The sequence below is a fragment of the Crateriforma spongiae genome (genome assembly GCF_012290005.1).
Taxonomy (GTDB): Bacteria; Planctomycetota; Planctomycetia; order Pirellulales; family Pirellulaceae; genus Crateriforma; species Crateriforma spongiae.
In genome coordinates this window covers 186484-206417 of the sequence record NZ_JAAXMS010000009.1, presented here as the reverse complement: position 1 = coordinate 206417, position 19934 = coordinate 186484, and the positions used below count along the sequence as shown (strand labels likewise).

Here is a 19934-nt window from a genome sequence, read left to right as displayed (position 1 = left end):
TGGGTTCGATGGTTGAGAAGGAAATTGGATTCGACAGCGATGCCAAAAAGAAACCGACCGGTTCTGACGCCGCATGGTTGGTACCTGCGGCGGCCGGGATCGGTCGGTCAAGAATGACATTGTGATGATTGTTGGCAATGACGCCGCCATGGCAAGGATGCCGTAAGCGGATGTCAGCGGCCTGCCGGGCCTGCCAGGGTCCGCCGTTTCGGCCGACCGCGACGATGCCCTAAACGCACCTACGCGATCATCGCCCCGGCGTCGTGTCGGCCGGGACGTTTCGCATGTCCGTACTGCGTTTTCTACTCTTGCTCGATGGCAAACAGCTTGTCTTTGGTGCTGATGTACAGCCGGCCGTTGGCAGCCACCGGCGTGCTGTAGACGCTGGTTCCCATGTTGATCTCCTCGATCGGCTCGGCATTGTCTTTGCCGAGTTCGAAGACACACACGTCGCCGTCTTCGTCCCCGACATAGACTTTGCCATCGCTGATCAACGCACTGCCCCAGCTTTGGGCCAGCATGTCATAAGTGAAGTGGACGATCGGTTGCCCGTCATCGGTTCCCTTGGCATCCAGGCAATGCACCAAGCCGGAAAAGTCAGCGATGTACAGCAGGCCGTCTTTGATCGCAACGGTGCCGCAGGTGCGGTGCATTTCTTCTTCGAAATCGATGTTGCCGTCGCCGTCTTGGTCTTGCTGGCTGTAATGCCACAGCGCGGCGGAATTCGGGTTGTCGATCGCTGCTTCGCCCTTCTCCGGTTCAACCGCTTGAATGCGTTTGTGCGGGATCGGAACGCGTTTGTCGCCTTCGATGCGAACCGCCAATTGGGGTGACACGTCGCCGCGTTTGTTCGGGTCGATGCACCACAGGTGACCTTCGCCCTCTTGGTGTTCCGGGTCTTGGCCGACGCCGATGTAAACGCGACCGTCATAGGCGACCGGCGTGCCGATCAAGTTATTCCGGGTGCCTTCGCCGCCCAGGATCCACTTGGACGTCTTGGGGTTACAGTCGAATTTCCACAGCAATTCTGGGTTGCCGTCGCTGCCGCGATCGGCGCGGAAGCTGTACAGCCAACCATCGCCGCCACAGAACAGCACTTGGGGAACGCCGTTGCATTCGGCCACCGTGGGGCTGGACCACTGACCGTGCAAGATGTTCGTACCGGGCGAATTGTCCGTCCAATAGACTTCGCCGGTGTTCTTGTTCATGCAGAAGAAGCTGGGGGCGTCCGGTGCGGGCAAGTTGCCGTGAGATTCGTCTTGGCCGTTGCTGGTGTTGACGAACAGCAGGTCGCCGTAGCTGGTCACACTGCAGCTGCACATGTTGTGCTGGCTGGTCCCCAGTTCGGTCATCATGTTGAAGACCCAAATCGTGTCCGCGTCGTTCTTGTCGTTGACACCGAGTGCCTTGAAAACACTGATCCGCGGTCCGATCTGCTTGATCGTCAATTCGCGGTCGACACCACCGAAGTTGCCCGTGGCGGTCCAGACCTTATTTTCGGTGACCGTTTTGATGGCGGTTTCGCCCTCGGCCGCTTCACCGGCTTGGGCGATTTGTTCCAGCAAAGCGGCGGGGAAGGTCCCGCCGTTCAGTTCGGCCAAAGCTTCTTCGAATGTGTTGCCTTCACCGGTGTCCATGATCGACGCGACGAATGCCGGTTCGTTCTTGACCGGTCCGTCGTCTTCGTTGTCATAGAAACCTTTGGTGTCCAGACAACGGACTTCGCCGCGACTGGTGACAAACCACAACCGTTCGCCTTCGACCAGCGGGGCACAACAGATGCCTTGCAGCGGCCAATCGTGAACGCGTCCGGTGATCAGTTTCTCGCTGCTGTGCTGCCACAGGAAGTCGCCGTTTTCTTCGTCAAAGGCCAGCAAGCATCCCAGGTCGACCTTGGCGGGATAGCGTTTCAGGTAGCCGGCCCCGTTGTTGGTCCCGACATAAACCTGACCGTCCGCGACGACCGGATTGCCATAGGTCTGGCTGCCCAGGTTGGCGTACCAGCGAATGTTTTCGACGCGGCTCTTGTCCCACTCACCCGTGCGACGGTCGAAACGGCCGGTGTTCCAGCTTTCCGGCAAGCCCGTCACGCCGGGAACGTTGTTGCGGACCCGGGTGCCGCCCCACTGGGGCCAGTCGCCGCCGGCGGCCATGATCTTTTCGACAGTGTCTTCGGCGACCGATGCGGTCAGCGTGGACCCTTGGACTTCTGCAGTCTCGGGTGTCGATCCGGCCAGCGGCGTTTCCACCACGCCGGCGGCGCCGACGGTGGTGTTGCCGGCGTTCGGGGTTTCGACGCCGGTGGTGACGTTGTCGCCAGGTTCCAGCGGCTCGGTCGACACATTCACGTCGGTCGATTGGGGCGGTTTACAACCGCTAAGCGATGCGGTCGTGATGCTGCCTAGGATCAAGGAACCCAGGATCATCATCGTGGCGGAAAATTCGGTTTGACGCATGGAGTTGATTCGACAGATTTCGAATGAAACGTGGTGGGGGGATTTTCTTTGTCAGAAGCCGTCGCGGGTTCAGTCTTCGTTCGCGGTGACTTCGATATTGTCCAAGTACAGTTCGGCGACTTTGGCGTTTCCGTACAGCCCGGGGCTGGCCGACAGCACCGGCGATTCGTCACGCGCGGTGACCGTCCACTCCTTGGGCTCCGGTTCGTCACGCGGCCAGATCTTGCCTCGCAAAATCGCGGTCGCGGCGGGGCCTTCGCTTTCGATTTCCGCGCTGAACTTCATCCGATACCAGACGCCCTCTTTCCACTCGAAAGGAACGGTGGAACGGGCACGTTCTTCGGACGACACCCAGGTGCGGATTTGCAACTGTTGGCTTTGGCCCATCAGGTCCAGCACATAGCCTTGAGCGGTCAGGCCGATATCGGGCAATTGGTCCAGATTCCGGGAACCCATGACGTCGGCGCTGATGGTGTATTCCGCCATGTCGCTGGGGCCCATCCAAGCGCGGCTGCGGGCACCCTTGGGGATCGTGCTGATCTTGGTCAGCGCGGGTGAACCGTCGACGTCGCGGATGACGTGGCGATAGCGTGCACCGACCCACGACAGCGGCGGATCGGAAAGATCGTCAAAGGTGAATCGCCACGGCAGCGATGGAACGATACGGACGCGGGCCACCCCCGTCGCGTCGCCTGCCTTGGCGTGAATCACCGCGGCGGTGTGCTGGGCCTGGGCGTCGGCGACAAAGGTCATGCCGTCAATCGTTCCCGGACCCTGGACGGTCAGTTCGACATCGGCGGGTGTTTCGACCGGCTGGCCGATTCGATTGTACGCACGAACCGACAGCTGGATCGATTCGCCGGGCTTGATCAGCGATTCGTTGGGAACCAGTAACAACTGCGTTGCAGCGGGATTTTGGGAAACCGGTGTTTCCTGGCCCAAGACTTCTTCGGCCGTGGGCATGGTTTGGCTACCGCTACCGGTATCCAAGCAGTAAAGCGTATTGGTGCCTTGGAAATAGACGCGACCGCCCGACGCGATCGGCGACGCGGCGAAACCTTGGCCACGAATGCGGCGCTGTTTGTTCAGCACTTCGAAGCCGTCTTCGGTCGGTTCCAAGATGGCCCAGCCGCCGCCTTCGGAAAGCACGTACAGTTTGCCGTCGGCATAAAACAGTGCCGAACGCTGACGGGACCCCACCACACTTTTCTTTTCCAAGATGATTTCGCCGGTGTCCGCCTGAATCACCCACATTTTGTTGCGGTCATCCAAGACATACAGGCGGTCGTCGACCATGACCGGTTCGCCATAGCCGCAAACCAGTTCCTCGATCTTCCACAGTTCTTTGACGGTGGTGTCGTCGCCGGTGCCGCTGATTTCCAATCCGACCATTGCGCCCATTGCACTGCCGGAGACGTTTTCTTCGCTGTGGCCGGCAAAGACACGGTTGCCGACGACCAGCGGGGTGGCGTACAGACCGCGGCGTGAAAACGGATAGCTCCACAGCGGTTTGCCGGTCCGCGGTTGAAAGCCCCAGACTTGGCCGTCGCCACAGCCCAGGATCAGTTGCCGCTGGCCGTCGATCGTGACCAGGCTGGGGGCGGAATAACTGGTGTCATACGGCAGATCGCGGGTGCCGCTGAACCAGACGACTTCGCCGGTTTTCTTGTCCAGGCCCAACAGACGGTGGTTCGGTTTGGCCCGATCGCCCCAGTTGATGATGATGCCGGAGATGATCACCAGGTCTTCGTGGATGATCGGGAAATTCGTGCGGCCGCCGTAGGTCGACAGCATGCCGAATTGCTCGTGCAGCGGTTTGTTCCAGACCACATCGCCCGTCTCGCCGTCCAGGCACATGAAGATGTCGCAGGACCCCAGGACATAGACGTATCCGGTTTCCGGGTCGGCGACCGGGCTGCTCCAGCCGACCCGTTCGGCCGGGACGTCCGACAACCAGACGTTGTACGAATGTTCCCACAGGGTTTCGCCGGTGGCGGCGTCCAGGCACAGCACGCGTTCGCCTTCGACTTCGGTGTCCGCATCGCTCCGCTGGATCGTGTACAGCCGGCCGTTCATCGAGACGGGGGTACAGATGCCGCCGACGTCGTCACGTTTCCACAGCAGATTACTGCCTTCGCCGCCTTCGGGGTCCCAGTCCTCTGGCAAACCCGTCGCATCGGCGGTCCCGTCGTAGCGGGGGCCACGCCAATAAGGCCAGTCGGCCGGTGCCGCCGAGGTGACCAAGATGCCGACCGCCAAGGTCAGGCCCCATGGAAAACGTGCAGTGAAGATGAAGCTTGGCATATTCAATCGAAAAACTCGTCTTCGGGGTCAAATTCGGGGCTGCAAACGATCAGCACCGTCAGGCGGCCGACGGCGCGATGGCGAACCCCGGGAGGGATCAGGATGGAGGTGTGGGGGCGAACCGGATGCGGGGTGCCGTCCAGTTCAATCGCGGCGTCGGGGTCACATTCCAGGACGACGTAAATCTCGGTGTGATGCCGGTGGTAATGTGTGCGGGCGGCGTGGTCGATGCGGGTCAGGTGGACGGTGCCAGGGAAATCGTCATGTTCGGCGAATGCCCGCCGGGCGACGCCGCAGGGGCAATCAATTCCGGGCAGGTCCGGCAGGTGGACGACTTCGGCCCGTCGGGGCTCGGTTGGGGGGGCGGGCGATTTCAAGGCGGATGAAACCGTGGGTCGGGCGACAGGAACCGAAGGCGGACGATCGGAGGCCAACGCCGGCCGGGCCGTGTGTTCCCGGATCAACGCGGACAATCGGCACATCGTGGCGGTCTTCCAGCCACCCGTCGGAAAATCCGAATCGCGGCACCGAAGGCCCCGACTGACAGTTTAGACGTGATTTGTCGATTATGCCACGCGCAGCCGTTTCGTGATGCAAAACACCGGCATCAGGAGAAAATTTTGGCTGACCGGCAAAGGTTAACAAGCCGGCGAAAATGGTGTGGAACAGTAATTACCCACAGCACCAGGGCCGATAGCTGTAACTGAATCGCTGGGCGTCCCGTCGGCTCGTGGTCGACGCGGATGTCTCGTGAGGAAGACCCAGAGGCAAGGCAACCGGAAGTTGCCTGTCTTGTGGTCGTGACGACTTTCGTGACCCGTCGGATTCGAACGCGGCAAAGGATCGGAAACGATTCGACGTCGTTGGCGAACGGCAAGCTGAACGAAGTCAACCGTCACTCGGACGCGGTTGGGCCATCGGCCCTGCGGCATCTCCGAAGGACAAATGTGCTTGTTGGGCCCCCGGAGGCATCCGCCGGCGACTTCGTCCGCCGAATGGTTCCGGATCCCGCCAACGACGCAGAATTTGACGGTGACAAGCGACACGACCACGAACCGACCCGCTTTATGGTGAAGGGAGACGTGGCTCCAATGACTCGGACCATTCTTACTCTGACCATGGTTTTGGCGTGCAGCTGCTGCACTCAAAGTTATGGATTCGACTTGCTGGATCGCATGTTGGGCTTGGACGGCTGTTGCTCGTCCAGCAGCTGCGACAGCGGTTGTGACGTTGGCTGTGAACCGACCTGTGGCTGCGAAGCCCCTTGCGGTTGTGCTGCCGAACCGACCTGTGGTTGCGAAGCACCGGCCTGTGGCTGTGTTGCCGAACCGACCTGTGGTTGCGAAGCTCCGGCTTGCGGCTGTGCTGCTGAGCCGACCTGTGGCTGCGAAGCTCCGGCTTGTGGCTGTGTTGCTGAACCGACCTGCGGCTGCGAAGCTCCGGCTTGCGGCTGTGCTGCTGAACCGACCTGCGGCTGCGAAGCTCCGGCTTGCGGTTGTGCTGCTGAACCGACCTGTGGCTGCGAAGCTCCGGCTTGCGGTTGCGGCGTCGACGTCTGCGAACCCGCTTGTGGCTGCGAAGTCGCTTGCGAACCGTCCTGCGACGGTTGCGGATGCAGCAAGAAAAGCTGTGGCGGCCTGCTGAGCAAGCTGTTCGCCAAGAAGAGCAGCTGCTGCGGTGGCTGTGACAGCTGCTGTGCAGAACCCGCCTGCGGTTGCGAAATCGCTTGCGAACCTTCCTGCGGTTGTGACATGGGCTGCGACAGCGGCTGTGACAGCTGTGGCTGCAGCAAGAAGAGCTGCGGCGGATTGCTGACCAAGCTGTTCGGCAACCTGAAGAAGAAGAGCAGCTGCTGTGACAGCGGATGCGACATGGGCTGTGACACCGGATGCAGCAGCTGTGGCTGTGGCGCTCCGATGGCTGCCCCGATGGCCGCTCCGGCTCCTTCGGCCGCTCCGATGCCGCCCGCTCCGGTCGTCGACCCCAGCGCCAGCATCTCGCGTACTCGTCGCGTCATCCAGGCCAGCGCCAGCTACGCTCGCTGAAATATGCAAGCAAGTAGCACGCTGTAACCTTCAGACGTGATCTATCAACGGCCCGCAGTCGCGAAAGCACTGCGGGCCGTTTTTTTATGCGCCCACCTCTGCCGGGACGCGTTCAATCCGATTCTGGAACTCAACAAGTCCATTTCTTTGCGTTGACACACCGCCCAGCCTTTTAGTATTCCCCAGCTTGCAACCGGTTTCACGACGTCGACTGGCGCATTTCGCGATCCACGCGATCCGACGATTCCCAAACCCTACAGGCAAGCGAACCGATGAAAGCAGTCATACTGGCCGGTGGACTCGGGACACGGCTGAGCGAAGAAACGTCGGTTCGACCCAAACCGATGGTCGAGATCGGAGGGCATCCAATCCTTTGGCATGTGATGAAGATCTATGCCAAACATGGAATCACCGATTTCGTGATTTGCGCGGGATACAAAGGCGATTCGATCAAACGCTATTTCGCGGAATACTTCATGCGGAATGCGAACGTGACGTTTGATCTGGCTGCCAACCGGGTGACTTACCATGACGGCCAAGGTGAACCATGGAAAGTCACCGTCGTCGACACCGGACGTGACACGATGACAGGAGGACGCTTGAAACGAGTTGCGTCTTTTCTGGACGATGAAACGTTCTGTATGACGTACGGCGACGGCGTGGGGAACGTCGACATCGGCGAAAGTATTCGTATGCATCGCCGGTGTCGCCGCGACGCAACGCTAACGGCCGTGCAGCCCCCCGGTCGCTTCGGCGCCCTTCGCTTTGATGCCCAAGACGCCGACCGCATCGGCTGCTTTCGCGAAAAACCGGTCGGTGATGACGCTTGGATCAACGGCGGCTTTTTCGTGCTGGAACCTTCGGTCATTGATCGCATCGATGGCGATTCGTGCATTTGGGAACAAGCCCCACTGCGAGGCCTGGCGGACGACGGCCAGTTGACCGCTTTTCGGCATCCAGGGTTTTGGCGTCCCATGGATACCTTGCGCGACAAAATGGAACTGGAGAAACTCTGCCAGCAGGGGACCCCTCCTTGGTTCCAAGCTCCGTCGACTCCTCTCCGCATCGCCGCATAAAGCGAAAGCATGTCCAAAGACTTCTCTGGCTGCTTCGGCGGCGTATTTGATGGCCAAGACGTGTTGGTCACAGGTCACACGGGTTTCAAAGGTGGTTGGCTGTGCCACTGGCTTGCGCAGTGTGGTGCTCGGGTTCACGGTCTTGCCATGGATCCCGACGACGGACACAGCCTGTTTGCAACGATTCAGTTGACCAAGGATTTGGCCGGCGACCACCGAGGAAACATTGCAGATCGCCAAATGGTGTCGGATCTGGTGCGTGAGATTCGGCCGAGATACCTGTTTCATTTGGCTGCGCAGCCGTTGGTCCGCCAGTCGTATCAATGTCCGGTCGAAACATTCGAAACCAATGTGATGGGGACCGTGAACGTTTTGGATGCGCTTCGTTCGGCCGGTCATCGCTGCAATGTCGTGGTGGTCACCACGGACAAGTGCTATCGCAATCGCGAATGGGTGCACGGGTATCGTGAAGACGATCCGTTGGGCGGCCATGACCCCTATAGTGCCAGTAAGGCTGGGGCTGAAATCGTCACGTCGGCCTATCGGGACTCCTTTTTCCGAAACAGCCCGATTCGAATGGCGTCGGTCCGTGCCGGCAATGTCATCGGCGGCGGTGACTGGGCGGCCGATCGCTTGGTGCCCGATTGCATTCGGGCGCTGACGCATGACGAGGAAATCTGTGTCCGGAATCGTCACAGCACTCGCCCGTGGCAACACGTTTTGGAACCCTTGTCCGGATATCTACATTTGGCCAGCCGATTGGAGATGGCCGATGATGCTGCCCCACTTACCGAAGCGTTCAATTTTGGGCCTCCGCTGGCCAGCAACCGTTCCGTTTTGGATTTGGTTAAAGAGCTGATCCGTTATTGGCCCGGACGCTGGCGTGACGGAACGGATCCGAACGCCGTTCACGAAGCGGCACTGTTGAACTTGGCGATCGACAAAGCACACCACACGCTCGGCTGGACTCCCGTTTGGGACTTTCAACAGACGGTTTGCCAAACCGCCGTGTGGTATCAGACGCATCATGCGGGCGAAGACATTCGTGCGTTCACGACGGAACAAATCCGACGTTACGTCTGCGATGCGTCCAATGCCGGCCTGTGCTGGACAGGCAAGCGGGCAGTTCAACGTCGCGCTGCGGCATGATTTGAACACCCTCCTTTGACCGGTCATTTCTGAATCGCACTGCACGCGAATCCCCCAACGACTGACATGCAAGACTTTGCGGATTTCTCCGACCAAACACTGAAAGAACAGATTCTTCAGATGACCGCCGAATACAGTCGGCGTTGCCATCAACAGAATCGCCCGGCTGATGACGCCGTCACTGCCAAGTTTGTTGCTGGTGAAACGACCATCCCTTATGCGGGGCGGGTTTTTGATGAACAGGAAGTGGTCGCAGCGGTCGATTCGACACTGGATTTCTGGCTGACCCTTGGCCGCGAAGGTGAGAAATTTGAATCCGGGTTGGCGGACTATTTGGGCGTGCGGCGCAGCTTGTTGGTCAACAGCGGCAGCAGTGCAAACTTGGTCGCTTTGTCAGCGCTGACCAGCCATAAACTGCCGAAAGAAAAGCGGATCATGCCCGGCGATGAGGTCATCACCGTTGCCGCCGGATTCCCGACCACCGTCAGCCCCATCATTCAGTGCGGCGCGCGGGCGGTGTTCATTGACGCCGATCCGGTGACGGGCAACCCAGAATGCGAACAGTTGGAATCCGCGTATCGTCCTGGGAAAACCAAAGCCGTCATGTTCGCCCACGCACTGGGCAATCCGTTCGACCTGTCGGCAACGATACAGTTTTGTCGGCAGCACGATTTGTGGCTGATCGAAGACAATTGCGATGCATTGGGATGCGAATACAGTGTTCCCGATGATTCTCCGGTGCAATCAATGGATCCGAAAGCGGTCCGCGATGATTCGGGACGCTTGTCCAAGCCGACCGGCAGTTGGGGCGACCTGTCGACACAAAGCTTCTACCCGCCACACCACCTCACGTTGGGTGAAGGCGGCGCGGTGAATGTGGTCCGCCAACCGGCGTTGAAAGTTTTGGTGGAAAGCTTCCGGGACTGGGGACGCGATTGCTGGTGCCCGTCTGGGAAGGATGACACTTGCAACAAACGCTTCGCTTGGCAACTCGGCGAACTGCCCGAAGGCTATGACCATAAATACATCTATAGCCATCTGGGATACAATCTGAAGCCTTTGGACATCCAGGCCGCGATTGGCGTGCAACAGTTGGCAAAGTTGGACCGCTTTGTGCAAGCGCGCAAAGATAACTGGCAACGTCTGCGTGCCGGTTTGGCGGACCTGGAAGACGTGATCGAATTTTCGCTGCCCACTCATGCGACCCGTTGGAACTCCGATGGCAGCTTTGACTGGGATTCGACCGGATGCCGGACCGAGTGTTCCTGGTTCGGTTTCAAAATGTCGGTCCGTGATGGAGCTCCGTTCGGTCGAACGGACCTGGCCCGACACTTGGATCAAGCCAAGATCGGCAACCGAATGCTGTTCGGCGGGAACTTGGTTCGTCAGCCCGCATTCGTGGCTCTTCGTCGCGATAATCCCGATGCGTTTCGCGTGATCGGTGATTTGACGGGAGCCGATGCGATCATGAACCAGACGGTCTTCATCGGGACGTTTCCGGGACTGACGGGACCAATGATCGACTACATCATCGATAGCATTCAACAGTTCGTGAAATCTGCCCGCCGCCGACCGCTGCGTCAAACGGCTGCCTAAGAACCGGTTTTCGGTTGGTCGATGCATCCGACGTAACGCATGACCTCGTTTTCACGGTAGGCAATGGCACCGGGAATCAGTTTTCCGGTTGCCCCCCAATGTTTCCACCAATGACGGCTGAATTCCAGGATGGATTGGGGATGGCCTGATCCCAAGTTGTGATACGACGCGACTCCCGATTCAGTAGCTCCGGATTCGCAAGCATCCAACAGCCTTTTCGCGACGTCTTGCACCGCAATGAAGTCGCGGATCTGCTCGCCCTTGGTCATGGCGAAATCTTCGCCCTCCAATGCTGCTTTTCGAAGCGACGGCCAGAGCCGCCCCTCCGCTTCCCCCTCGCCGTACACCTGAAACAGTCGATGAACCGAAACTCGGGTTTTGGTCGTTGCGGCAAAGCTGCGGAGGGCGACCGATGCTGTCGCTTTAGACGTCGGGTACGTTGCCGTCGGCTCCAGCGGCGCGTCCACCGGAATATGTTCGTATCGTTCGCCTGATCGCCCGTATTCAAAGCACGATCCGGTAACGACGAATCGGTCGACGCCGGCGGTCACCGCCTTGCCAAGGGCGTCAAGCGATACCATGACGTTCCAATACAAGCACTGCTGCAATGTATCGTACGGCGGATTGGTCGAATGCGCCGCCAGGTGGACCACAACATCCACGTCCGTGAAGTCTTCCGGAGTCAGTTCGGACAAACATCGATCCAGCCATCTCGGTTGATGGGTCAATTCAATCCTGCACCCACGGTCGGCGGATCGGCGAACGCCGGTCACCTGATGGCCACGGATGACCGCCTGCTGGACGAAGTGAGAGCCGACGAATCCCGTCGCGCCTGTGACGAATAGATGCATGATGTTGATCCAGAATGGCAAAGCCTTGGTTGGCACCACTAAAAAGGACTGGAAAATTCGTGCAATGTTGGATGCATTTGGTCCCGTGGAGAAAGAGAGACCGATGATTCGTCGCACGGCCAAGACATGCCAAAACTGTCCCAGCGAATCCCTGCATCAGATTCTGGATGATGCTCGCGGTCGGTCTTGTAGATCAGGCAGCTGTCGTCTGCAAGCGACAAAAATCCGTGCGCCAGTCCCTTGGGAATCCACAACATTTGTCGGCGCTTGCCAGATAGTTCAACCGACAGGTGCTTACCATAGTGCTCTGAACCCATGCGCAGGTCTAAAACGACATCCAAGACACGTCCCGCAATGCAATAGACAAGCTTGTGGTGATCATGGGGAGGCAACTGGAAATGCATCCCACGCAGAACGTGCTTTCCCGAGATCGAGAAAAACTCTTCACGCACCTTGAATGACAAACCCCGCTGTTCGAATAACGGGTGGTGAAAGGTTTTGACGAATTCGCCACGTTGGTCCATGTGCTGGAAACCATCGATCAGGTAGACGCCTGGCAGGGACAACTCGGTGAATTCCATGGCGGGGCAAAGTACTAGATGCTTGAGAGATGAGGTTGGTCTTTGATTTCCGGTGCGGACAGATGGCTTAGCGTTTCCATTCGCGAAGCGTGTCTTTGATGCGTCGTCGCAGCGACCGTTTGCTGGCGTTTTCCAGATGTCGGTTTTCACCCAGCACATCGCGTAGAACGGCGATCAAGTCGGCGTCACCGCAATCGGCCAGGATGGTGCGCAGGTGAGATCGCCAAGCCTGTCGGCGCAGCGGTCCGATCCAATCATCCGGGACGGATTCAGTGAGATTTGCATCGTAAAGGTATTCCCAGCAAATGGAGGCTTTGCACAGTGCGTAGTGCGCCCGCAAATTAGCGGACGTTTGGATTCGTACCGCCGGACTGTCATCGTTGTAGGTGAAGCTGGAAAGGATTTCGTCAACGAAACCGCCACGCTTGGACAGGAAGCTCCGAAGGGTCAACTCGAGATCCGGAAACGACATCATCCCGTTGTAGGTTTTTCCACAATCAGGAATGACCGACAGGCAAGACGCAGAAAAAATCCACGCATTGATGTCACCGAATGGATTGAAGGTACTGTCGTCGATCGACAACAGCATTTCTGCTTTTTGTTCCGGCGTTAAGTCGGCGTGAATCTTCTGCCGAAATTCGTGGACTCGGTTGTAATAGCTCCCTCCAAGCTTGGGATCGTTGCTGATCACTTTTGTCAAACCGACGGCAAAGTCCCAGTCATTAGCCTGCATCTTTTGAACGACCGGGCCGGGATCCGCGACACAGGCGTCGTCGCCCAGACAGAGCTTGCGATAGTCCGCCGTGCCGTACCGCAACGCGGCGATCCAGCTTTCATTGATGGGCAGCACGTGCTCGCTGCGGTGAACGACCGCACCAAGGCGGTCCTGCCAGTGGGCGATTCTTGCGGACGATTCGTCCGTGCTGCCGTTATCAAAGAAGACAAACTCGCATTGATCCAAATCGACGTAATCCACGAACGAATGCAACACGTCATCGATGTATGCACCCTTATTGAAAATCGGGAAACACAACGACAATCGTGGCACGGGTTGGGGCATCGGTTTAGCAAGCAAAGTGAATTGACGTTTCGATCGGCCCGGCGTTTAGGTTCACGTTGAACGCATTGCGTTCGGACGCCGGCCAGGCGAATGTCGGGCCATGATAGGGATTTTGCCCTGATTTCCTACCTTTCTTCCACGCTCGATTGCGATCTGTCGTATCGGCCGGCATCGATTCGGCTTTCGTCGCGTCCGGCCCTTTTGCTATACGCAGACGTTGTGTGGAAGGCCAACCCTTTCGGTGAAGGCCGGCCGATTCCGCCTGTTCGAATTTCGCCCGCCCTTCCAAATACCCAGGTTTCATGAACGTCGCCAACGAAACGATTCATGTCGCGTTCGCGGTCGACGGTTCTTTCGCGTCTTTGTCGTGCGTGGCCGTCGAATCGGCTATTCGGCATTGTCAGCGCGACGTGCATGTGCATGTGCTGCACGATCCGGAAGCCGATCGCTGCTTCGGACCGCTGCGGCGCGTCCTGAAACGGCTGGAAACCGAGCATACATTTCATCCGATCGATCCGTCCTGTTTCGCCGGGCTGCCCGTCACCGACCATGTCAGCTTGGCCACGTACTATCGCCTGGCGATCGCTCGTTTGATCGACGAAGCGGTGCCACGAGTTATCTACCTGGACGCGGATCTGATTGTGCGAGACTGTCTCTCTCTTCTTGCCGATGTTCCCCCGCATCCGTCCGGAATCGCCGCCGTGCCGGAACCGAGTGATTCGTCGCAGCGGTTGGGCATGACGCCGGAGACACCCTATTTGAATGCCGGGGTGTTGGTAATGGACTTGGATACTTGGCGAAACAACGGGGTCACTGAAACCCTGTTCGACATTGCCGAGAAGCACCGTGACCAGTTGCGATTCTGGGACCAGGACGTTTTAGCGCTTTATCTGCAAGGACAATGGCAGCCGCTGGACCGGAGGTGGAATTGCAACCACCGCTGCTTTTTCGGTCAGCATCGGCTCAGTCTGCCCGACGATCCCGCGATTGTCCATTTCAGTGGTTCGGGACTGAAGCCCTGGAGCCCCAATGTCGTTCATCCCTATGCGGATGAATTCTGGCAGATCGCCGATCGGCTGCGACGCGACGGTGTGCGGATCGACCGACCGGGCAAAAAGAACTGGTGGCGGCGACGAATGGAAAAGCTGGGGATCCGGCGACGAGCGGCCTGATCAATTGAACTGATACCCCGATCTTTTAGGGCAAGACGATGACGCATCATCCCACACGGATCACCGTGATGATGCCCAACTACAACAACGCAAGGTACGTCAGTCAGGCCATCGCATCGGTGATGCGCCAGACCTGGCAATCGTGGGAATTGTTGATCGTCGATGATGCGTCAACCGACGATTCCGTTGACATGATCCGGGCCGTTGGTGACCCGCGGATTCGTTTGGTGATCAATTCACGAAATGAAGGGATCAGTGCCGTTCGCAACCGGTTGCTGGATCTTGCAAGTGGTGATCATGTCACTTCGTTGGACAGCGACGATGTCTTCTACGGTGACGACAAGTTGGAGCGCGAAGTCGCGGTGCTGAGCCAGCCATCGTGGGGGCGTCCCCAAGTCGCCTTTTCCGACGTGATGTTGATTGATGAATCCGGAAACGATCTGGCGTTGGTCAGTGAACAACAGCCGTTGCGTGAAGGCCCCCTTTTCCATGGCATGTTGCGTCGGTCCGTGTTCATCCCACGCGACTATCTGGTGAATACCGATGTTGCCCGATCGGTCGGCGGTTTCGATACGACGCTGAAGATCTACGAAGATTGGGATTTCAAGTTGCGATTGGCCCGCCGCGCGAATTTTTGCTTTAGCGGGGTAACCGGGATCGGTTATCGCCGACACGGAAACGGCCTTTCCAGTGCGTCTTCGTGCCAGCATGTGAAAGTTCAATCACAGATTCAAATGCGTTACAGCGGCTTGGCCGTCAAATTGGATTCGAAGGGACGAGTGATGGATCGAAAGGCCGCGTGATGCTGGAAACGAGCGATACTCATTCAAATGGCGGATCAACGGTGGGGACTTGCCCGCTTGCCTTGATTGCATCGCAGCCACGTGCCGGATCGACGCTATTGCAAACGATGCTTGGCAAGCACCCCGACGTCGTCTCGGCGGGTGAAACCTGGTTGCTGCTGCCGCTCGTGTATGCGTTGGAATCCCGCACGCACGGTCACCCCATGCCGTTTGACGGGGAACTGGCCGATCAGGCGGTCGATGACTTTGCCAAGTCAATGTTGCCCGGCGGGCGACGCAGCATCGAGCGGGCGATGGCGACGATGGTCAATGGGATTTTTGATCAGGCTCGAAACGCGGCGGGTCAAAAGATGTTGGTCGATAAGACGCCACGCTATTACCGGATCATCGATGAGATTTTGCGAATTCTTGACGACGTGCGGATGGTCCTGCTGATTCGCAACCCGTTGGCCGTTTTCTCATCCATACTGGATACTTGGATCCGCGGTAACTGGCCCTACATCGCAGTTCACCGCGACGATCTACTGATGGCTCCGGTGCATCTGGCTGTAGCGTCGGAGTGTGGCGATCGGCGTTTGCGGACCGTTCGCTACGAAGACCTGACGGCTGACCCCGATTCGGTGTTGGCGGATTTGCAGCGGTTTCTGGGGCTCCAATTGACCGGAGGATTGGCGGACTATGGCGAAGCGACACATCGGCGTTTCGGCGATCCAAAGGGGATCGGACTGCATCGGTGTGCCAACGCACAGTCGATCGACAAATGGGTTTGTCGCGCCGGTCAGGACCCGGTGCATTGGCGGATGCTTGACGACTACCGTCAGATGCTTGGCAGCGAATTGCTGCAGCGATTGGGATATGACGACCGCCAGCTGGCCGACCAGTTGGCACAAGTTCGCCCCAAGGCGGTCGGTCTCGTGCCTCCCTTGACCACGTTTCTGCGACGTCCGGTGAAATCGAAAATGCGACGATCCATCAAGTCGCGAATTCGTTTGGCTCAGGCGATTTCCCAGCGTCCGACGACACCGTTGACCAAATCGGCGTAATACAGTTTGCCGTCGACGCCTTGTTTGATGTCGGTGATCCACTCGGCACCGGTGGCGAACACGCTGCTGCCCAGCAGGGTGCCGTCGGCGGAAACGTCCGCGTGGCTGACGATGCCGCGACCAAAGTCATTGTAGAAAAGATCGCCGTCATACTGCGGACCATAAACCAGTTCCGTCGCTACATCGCCCACGACCACAACATTGGGGCCGGTGCCGTGTGGAATTGCAATCAGTGCCGGCGTCGCATAGACGCTGCTGTAGATTGCTTGTGACTGGGCCAGATTTTGATAGGTCGGTGTCGGACGATTGGTGCCTTGGCCGCCTTCGTAAGCGGGCCAGCCGAAGTTGGTGCCCGGGTCCCCGGTGTTGATCTCTTCGAAGTTACTGAGTCCTGTTTCGCCGATGAACAGTCGTCCGGTATCCGGATCGACGGCTAGCCGCCACGGGTTTCGCAAGCCGAGTTGATAGACCTTGCTGCGGTTGTCGTCAGGGTTTCCGTTGTAGAACGGATTATCCGATAGGCCTTGCCCTGTGTAGGGATCAATCCGCAGTACTTTGCCCGAAAGACTGTCGGGGTCTTGGACGCGGAATGCGCGAACGTCGGTTTGGTTGAAACTGGCGCCGTCACCAATCGACACGAACAAATTGCCGTCGGTGCCGAACTCCAACGAACCAACCGTATGGCTGCGGCTGTCGCTGTTGATGAAGTCATTGATGTAACTGCCGTCCGGATTCTGGCCGGCCGGGGGTTCACCAAAGTTCAGTGTGCTGTCGGTGAACGCGTTGAAGTTGTTCCAAGTGCTTTGGCTGCCCAGAAGCGTGACTTCGCTGCCGGGAACCACCGATGTGAATCCTGTCGATGCGTCCAAGGTGACGCGGATCAGTTGACCGGCGCGATTGCCCTGGCCGTCGGGGCCGGCATAGATGTTTCCGACGTTATCGTAGACTTCGGGCGGGTCCACGGTGTACAGCAGGTAGAGATATCCGTTGGATTGAAAATCCGGATGCACGGCGATGTCAATCAGCCCGCGGTCTTGAAAATCATTAACGCGATCGGCGATGTCGATGACGGTGGTCACCGCGCCCCCGTCGCGAACCACTTTGACACGCCCCGGTTTCTCGGCAATGTAAAGATTGCGACCATCGTTCGACCATTCCAGAGAAACCGGTTGGTCCAGTCCTGAATACAGTGCAAGCTCGGTCGGTGTCCCGGTCGGATAGGTCGGTGGATCGGCCGCGGGCGTATCCAGGGTGAAGGTCCAAGAATCAATGTAGGTGTTGTTGAATGCCGTACCGGTCGATCCGGCGAACCCAACGTATGCTTGATCGCCCACGGTTGCGGCTAGATCGACGGTTGTTTTAAGGATTGCAAAGTCGGGCTTTTCGGATGTCTCTGACAGATAGACCGCCAGCACGTTACTGTCGCCGTTGTAGTCGACCCACACGTATTTCTCGGTGCCATCATTCAAATCATAGGGGGATTGAATGTTGGCAAGCGGATAGACCGGCAATCCATCTTTGACGATGGTGATTTCATCGGCGTAGGTCTCGTAAACATTTTTGAACGTATCAAGTTCAACCGCCAAGCTGTTGGGGACAGCGTTGTAGTCCAACCCGCCGGAGTAGTTGCCGATGTTTTGGGCGGAGGTGCCCGCAGGCGAATTCTGGATGACAAACGCCAGGCCTTCGCCCCCGGCGGAACCTTGTCCACCGGTGAATCTTGCCGTGAAGGAAGTTTGGAATGATGTGCCTTCACTGATCGGGATGGCCGCCGTGTAGTACGCACTGCCCCGTTGTTGTGCAGTTGCCGCGGTCAACTGCAGACTGCCGCCGGTGACCACGGCGTTTCCGTTCAAGTCCAGCCCGTTTGCGGAATCGAAGGAGGCATAGAGTGGCAGGTTGGAATCATCGTCCAAGATCTGGATGACTGCGGTTCTCGGTGCCAGCAGGCCCGCGCCGTTCGGATTGTTCAGCCGGATGCTGAAGGATTCGGTCGATTCCGCTTGGCCATCGTCGTAAATCGGGATCGTGACCTGCTTGCTGGTTTCCCCGGTGAAGAATGTCAACTGACCTGACACGGCGGCATAATCTTGGCCGGCAATTGCGGTGTCATCGGCGGTGAAGTACTCGATGGTCGCTGTCCCGTCGGTACCTCCGATTCGTTCGATGGTGACGGTGACGCTGCCATTGGATTCGTCGACGGATTCGCCACCGGTACCAAGTGCAAAACTGCCTTGTTCACCATTTCCCGGATTTCCACCAACGTAGTCGTACTGGAAATAGCCGTTGTCATGAAGGATGTCGCTGCGCCAGTTGCCGGGAATGATTCCCTGGCCGTTGACGTAGGTGCCAGTGCTGTAAGTGGATGCCGATTCTGATTCGAATGATTCACCGTCGATGCGAATGCGATCAACTCGTAAGTTCTGGTCATAGCCAAATTCGGGCTGATAGACTGCACCGATGAAGGCCACACGAACGTCGCCGGGCGTGACATCACCGTAATAGTCGTAGCTGTAAGTGGTGCCGCCGGTCGGCACGTTCAAGTACGTCCAAACGACTTCGTCTTTGACAATCAACTGCATCGCTTCGTCGCCTGTTTCACCGAAGGCGTCGATTTCAATCGTGGTGATCGTGGACGTGCCGCCACCGTCGGACGCGAATTGGAAATACCCGTTATTCGTCAGGTACTCGCTTTGTCGATTGCCGGGCGTCACGCCGGTGTCAGGCTGCCAAGTCCCCGTCGAATAAACACTGGGGGCTTCGGTCTCGTAAGTGATCCCGTCAACCACGATTTTGTCGACACGTAAGTTGCGGTCGGTTCCCGAGGCGGGATCATAGAAGTCGTTAACAAAGTTGATTCGAATTTGATCGGGTGAAATTCCGTCAACGTTGTAGTAGTACGGCAGGAAGGTGCCGTCATTGGCGTTGGTGTCCCGGACGAACCAACTGTCGACGACTTGACCATCGATCTCCAGTTCCATCAGTTCATCGGTGGTTTCGCCGGCGGCCCAAATTTCGATCCCAAGGTGCTCGCGGATTCCGGACAACGCCTGTCGGTTCAACAAGGTGGCAAAACGAACGTCGCCGACGGTGAACTCGAGGTCCCAATCGGCCGCCGCCAAATTCTCGCTCGTGTTGCCTGTCGCATCGTCGGAAGCTGCGACATCGACACCGGCCAACCGTGACAGCATCCGCGCGAACGATTTCCCTTCGGGTCCACCAGCCACGTCGCATCCGTAAAGCAACAGGTCGGCATCGTTCGCAAACGCAGAACGCCAGTGGCGAATCTGTTCTTGCTGGATCGTGAGGGTCTGTTGATCGATGGACTGGCCGGCCAATCGAACTTGTCCGACACTTCCATGGCTAATGACATGCAGCGATCGGATGTCGCGGCGTTGGGAAAGAATTTGGCTGATCTGATCAATCGGATCTGCGCCCGGTTGCAGCACAGCTATCTCAGCCGTCTCGGGCAGCGCCGATTCCCATTGGGAAAGATCGGTGATCTCGCTATCGATCAACACGAGGTGTTCGCAGCTACTTCGCGACGTCGCGTCGACTTTGTTGGCCACTGTTTCCACGGCTACTGAGCCGGAGATTGGTGCCGCAGCGGCGACGCCCGCGTCGGCGGCCAACATCAATCGTGGTTCCAAAGAGGCGAGGGACCAGCGGGACGGACCGCTTCCTGGACGGAAACTCTGACGGCGTGAGCGGCGGGGCATCGGGGGGCCTGATAGCGAAGAGGGCAAGAACGCTTCTGGCCATCACGCTAGTACGAAGGCGGGCGAATTCAAGAAACGT

At 58.2% G+C, this 19934-nt stretch carries 14 protein-coding genes; 7 read left to right on the top strand and 7 right to left on the bottom strand.

From position 1 onward, the window contains the following. Window positions 1-302: 302 nt before the first annotated feature. The 3 genes from HFP54_RS21715 to HFP54_RS26465 all read right to left on the bottom strand — a co-directional run bounded on the left by HFP54_RS21715 (window position 303) and on the right by HFP54_RS26465 (window position 5242). On the bottom strand, window positions 303-2456 hold the full coding sequence (locus HFP54_RS21715) for a PQQ-binding-like beta-propeller repeat protein (protein ID WP_168566765.1): 2154 nt from the start codon (window positions 2454-2456) through the stop codon (window positions 303-305). A 69-nt stretch (window positions 2457-2525) separates the two neighbouring features. Next, on the bottom strand, window positions 2526-4760 hold the full coding sequence (locus tag HFP54_RS21710; protein ID WP_168566813.1) for a BamB-related PQQ repeat family beta-propellar protein: 2235 nt from the start codon (window positions 4758-4760) through the stop codon (window positions 2526-2528). 2 nt (window positions 4761-4762) lie between these two features. Beyond that, window positions 4763-5242: a cupin domain-containing protein gene (locus HFP54_RS26465; protein WP_390658020.1), complete on the bottom strand. Its 480-nt coding sequence runs from the start codon at window positions 5240-5242 to the stop codon at window positions 4763-4765. A 1269-nt stretch (window positions 5243-6511) separates the two neighbouring features. Here HFP54_RS26465 and HFP54_RS25825 point away from each other — a divergent pair. From HFP54_RS25825 to rfbH, 4 genes are all read left to right on the top strand, one after another. Continuing rightward, complete coding sequence (locus HFP54_RS25825) at window positions 6512-6805, top strand: hypothetical protein (protein WP_168566764.1); 294 nt, start codon at window positions 6512-6514, stop codon at window positions 6803-6805. 272 nt (window positions 6806-7077) lie between these two features. Then, a complete protein-coding gene (gene rfbF, locus HFP54_RS21695) occupies window positions 7078-7881 on the top strand; it encodes a glucose-1-phosphate cytidylyltransferase (protein ID WP_168566763.1) in 804 nt (267 codons plus the stop codon). Window positions 7882-7890: 9 nt separating this feature from the next. Then, on the top strand, window positions 7891-9030 hold the full coding sequence (gene rfbG, locus HFP54_RS21690; RefSeq protein WP_168566762.1) for a CDP-glucose 4,6-dehydratase: 1140 nt from the start codon (window positions 7891-7893) through the stop codon (window positions 9028-9030). A 66-nt stretch (window positions 9031-9096) separates the two neighbouring features. Continuing rightward, window positions 9097-10626, top strand: a complete 1530-nt coding sequence (gene rfbH, locus HFP54_RS21685; RefSeq protein ID WP_145293038.1) for a lipopolysaccharide biosynthesis protein RfbH — start codon at window positions 9097-9099, stop codon at window positions 10624-10626. On the opposite strand, the gene HFP54_RS21680 is transcribed toward rfbH, so the two are convergent. From HFP54_RS21680 to HFP54_RS21670, 3 genes are all read right to left on the bottom strand, one after another. Next, window positions 10623-11477, bottom strand: coding sequence for an NAD-dependent epimerase/dehydratase family protein (locus HFP54_RS21680; RefSeq protein ID WP_168566761.1), 855 nt, complete (start codon window positions 11475-11477; stop codon window positions 10623-10625). The two genes, rfbH and HFP54_RS21680, sit on opposite strands and share 4 nt — an antisense overlap. 38 nt (window positions 11478-11515) lie before the next feature. Next, a complete protein-coding gene (gene rfbC, locus HFP54_RS21675; RefSeq protein WP_168566812.1) occupies window positions 11516-12058 on the bottom strand; it encodes a dTDP-4-dehydrorhamnose 3,5-epimerase in 543 nt (180 codons plus the stop codon). 67 nt (window positions 12059-12125) lie between these two features. Then, entirely contained in the window at window positions 12126-13118 is a 993-nt protein-coding gene (locus HFP54_RS21670; protein ID WP_146416007.1) for a glycosyltransferase, read from the bottom strand. Window positions 13119-13420: 302 nt separating this feature from the next. Here HFP54_RS21670 and HFP54_RS21665 point away from each other — a divergent pair, with 302 nt between their 5' ends. Genes HFP54_RS21665 through HFP54_RS21655 form a run of 3 tightly spaced genes read left to right on the top strand, consistent with a single transcriptional unit; the run spans window position 13421 to window position 16136 of the window. Further along, window positions 13421-14290, top strand: a complete 870-nt coding sequence (locus HFP54_RS21665; RefSeq protein WP_146416006.1) for a glycosyltransferase family 8 protein — start codon at window positions 13421-13423, stop codon at window positions 14288-14290. Between the two features lie 38 nt (window positions 14291-14328). Continuing rightward, window positions 14329-15093, top strand: a complete 765-nt coding sequence (locus HFP54_RS21660; RefSeq protein WP_168566760.1) for a glycosyltransferase — start codon at window positions 14329-14331, stop codon at window positions 15091-15093. Continuing rightward, on the top strand, window positions 15093-16136 hold the full coding sequence (locus HFP54_RS21655) for a sulfotransferase family protein (RefSeq protein WP_235952182.1): 1044 nt from the start codon (window positions 15093-15095) through the stop codon (window positions 16134-16136). Before HFP54_RS21660 ends, HFP54_RS21655 begins: the two co-directional genes overlap by 1 nt. On the opposite strand, the gene HFP54_RS21650 is transcribed toward HFP54_RS21655, so the two are convergent. Continuing rightward, complete coding sequence (locus HFP54_RS21650) at window positions 16088-19855, bottom strand: DUF4347 domain-containing protein (RefSeq protein WP_261347010.1); 3768 nt, start codon at window positions 19853-19855, stop codon at window positions 16088-16090. The genes HFP54_RS21655 and HFP54_RS21650 overlap by 49 nt on opposite strands. Between the last annotated feature and the right edge of the window lie 79 nt (window positions 19856-19934).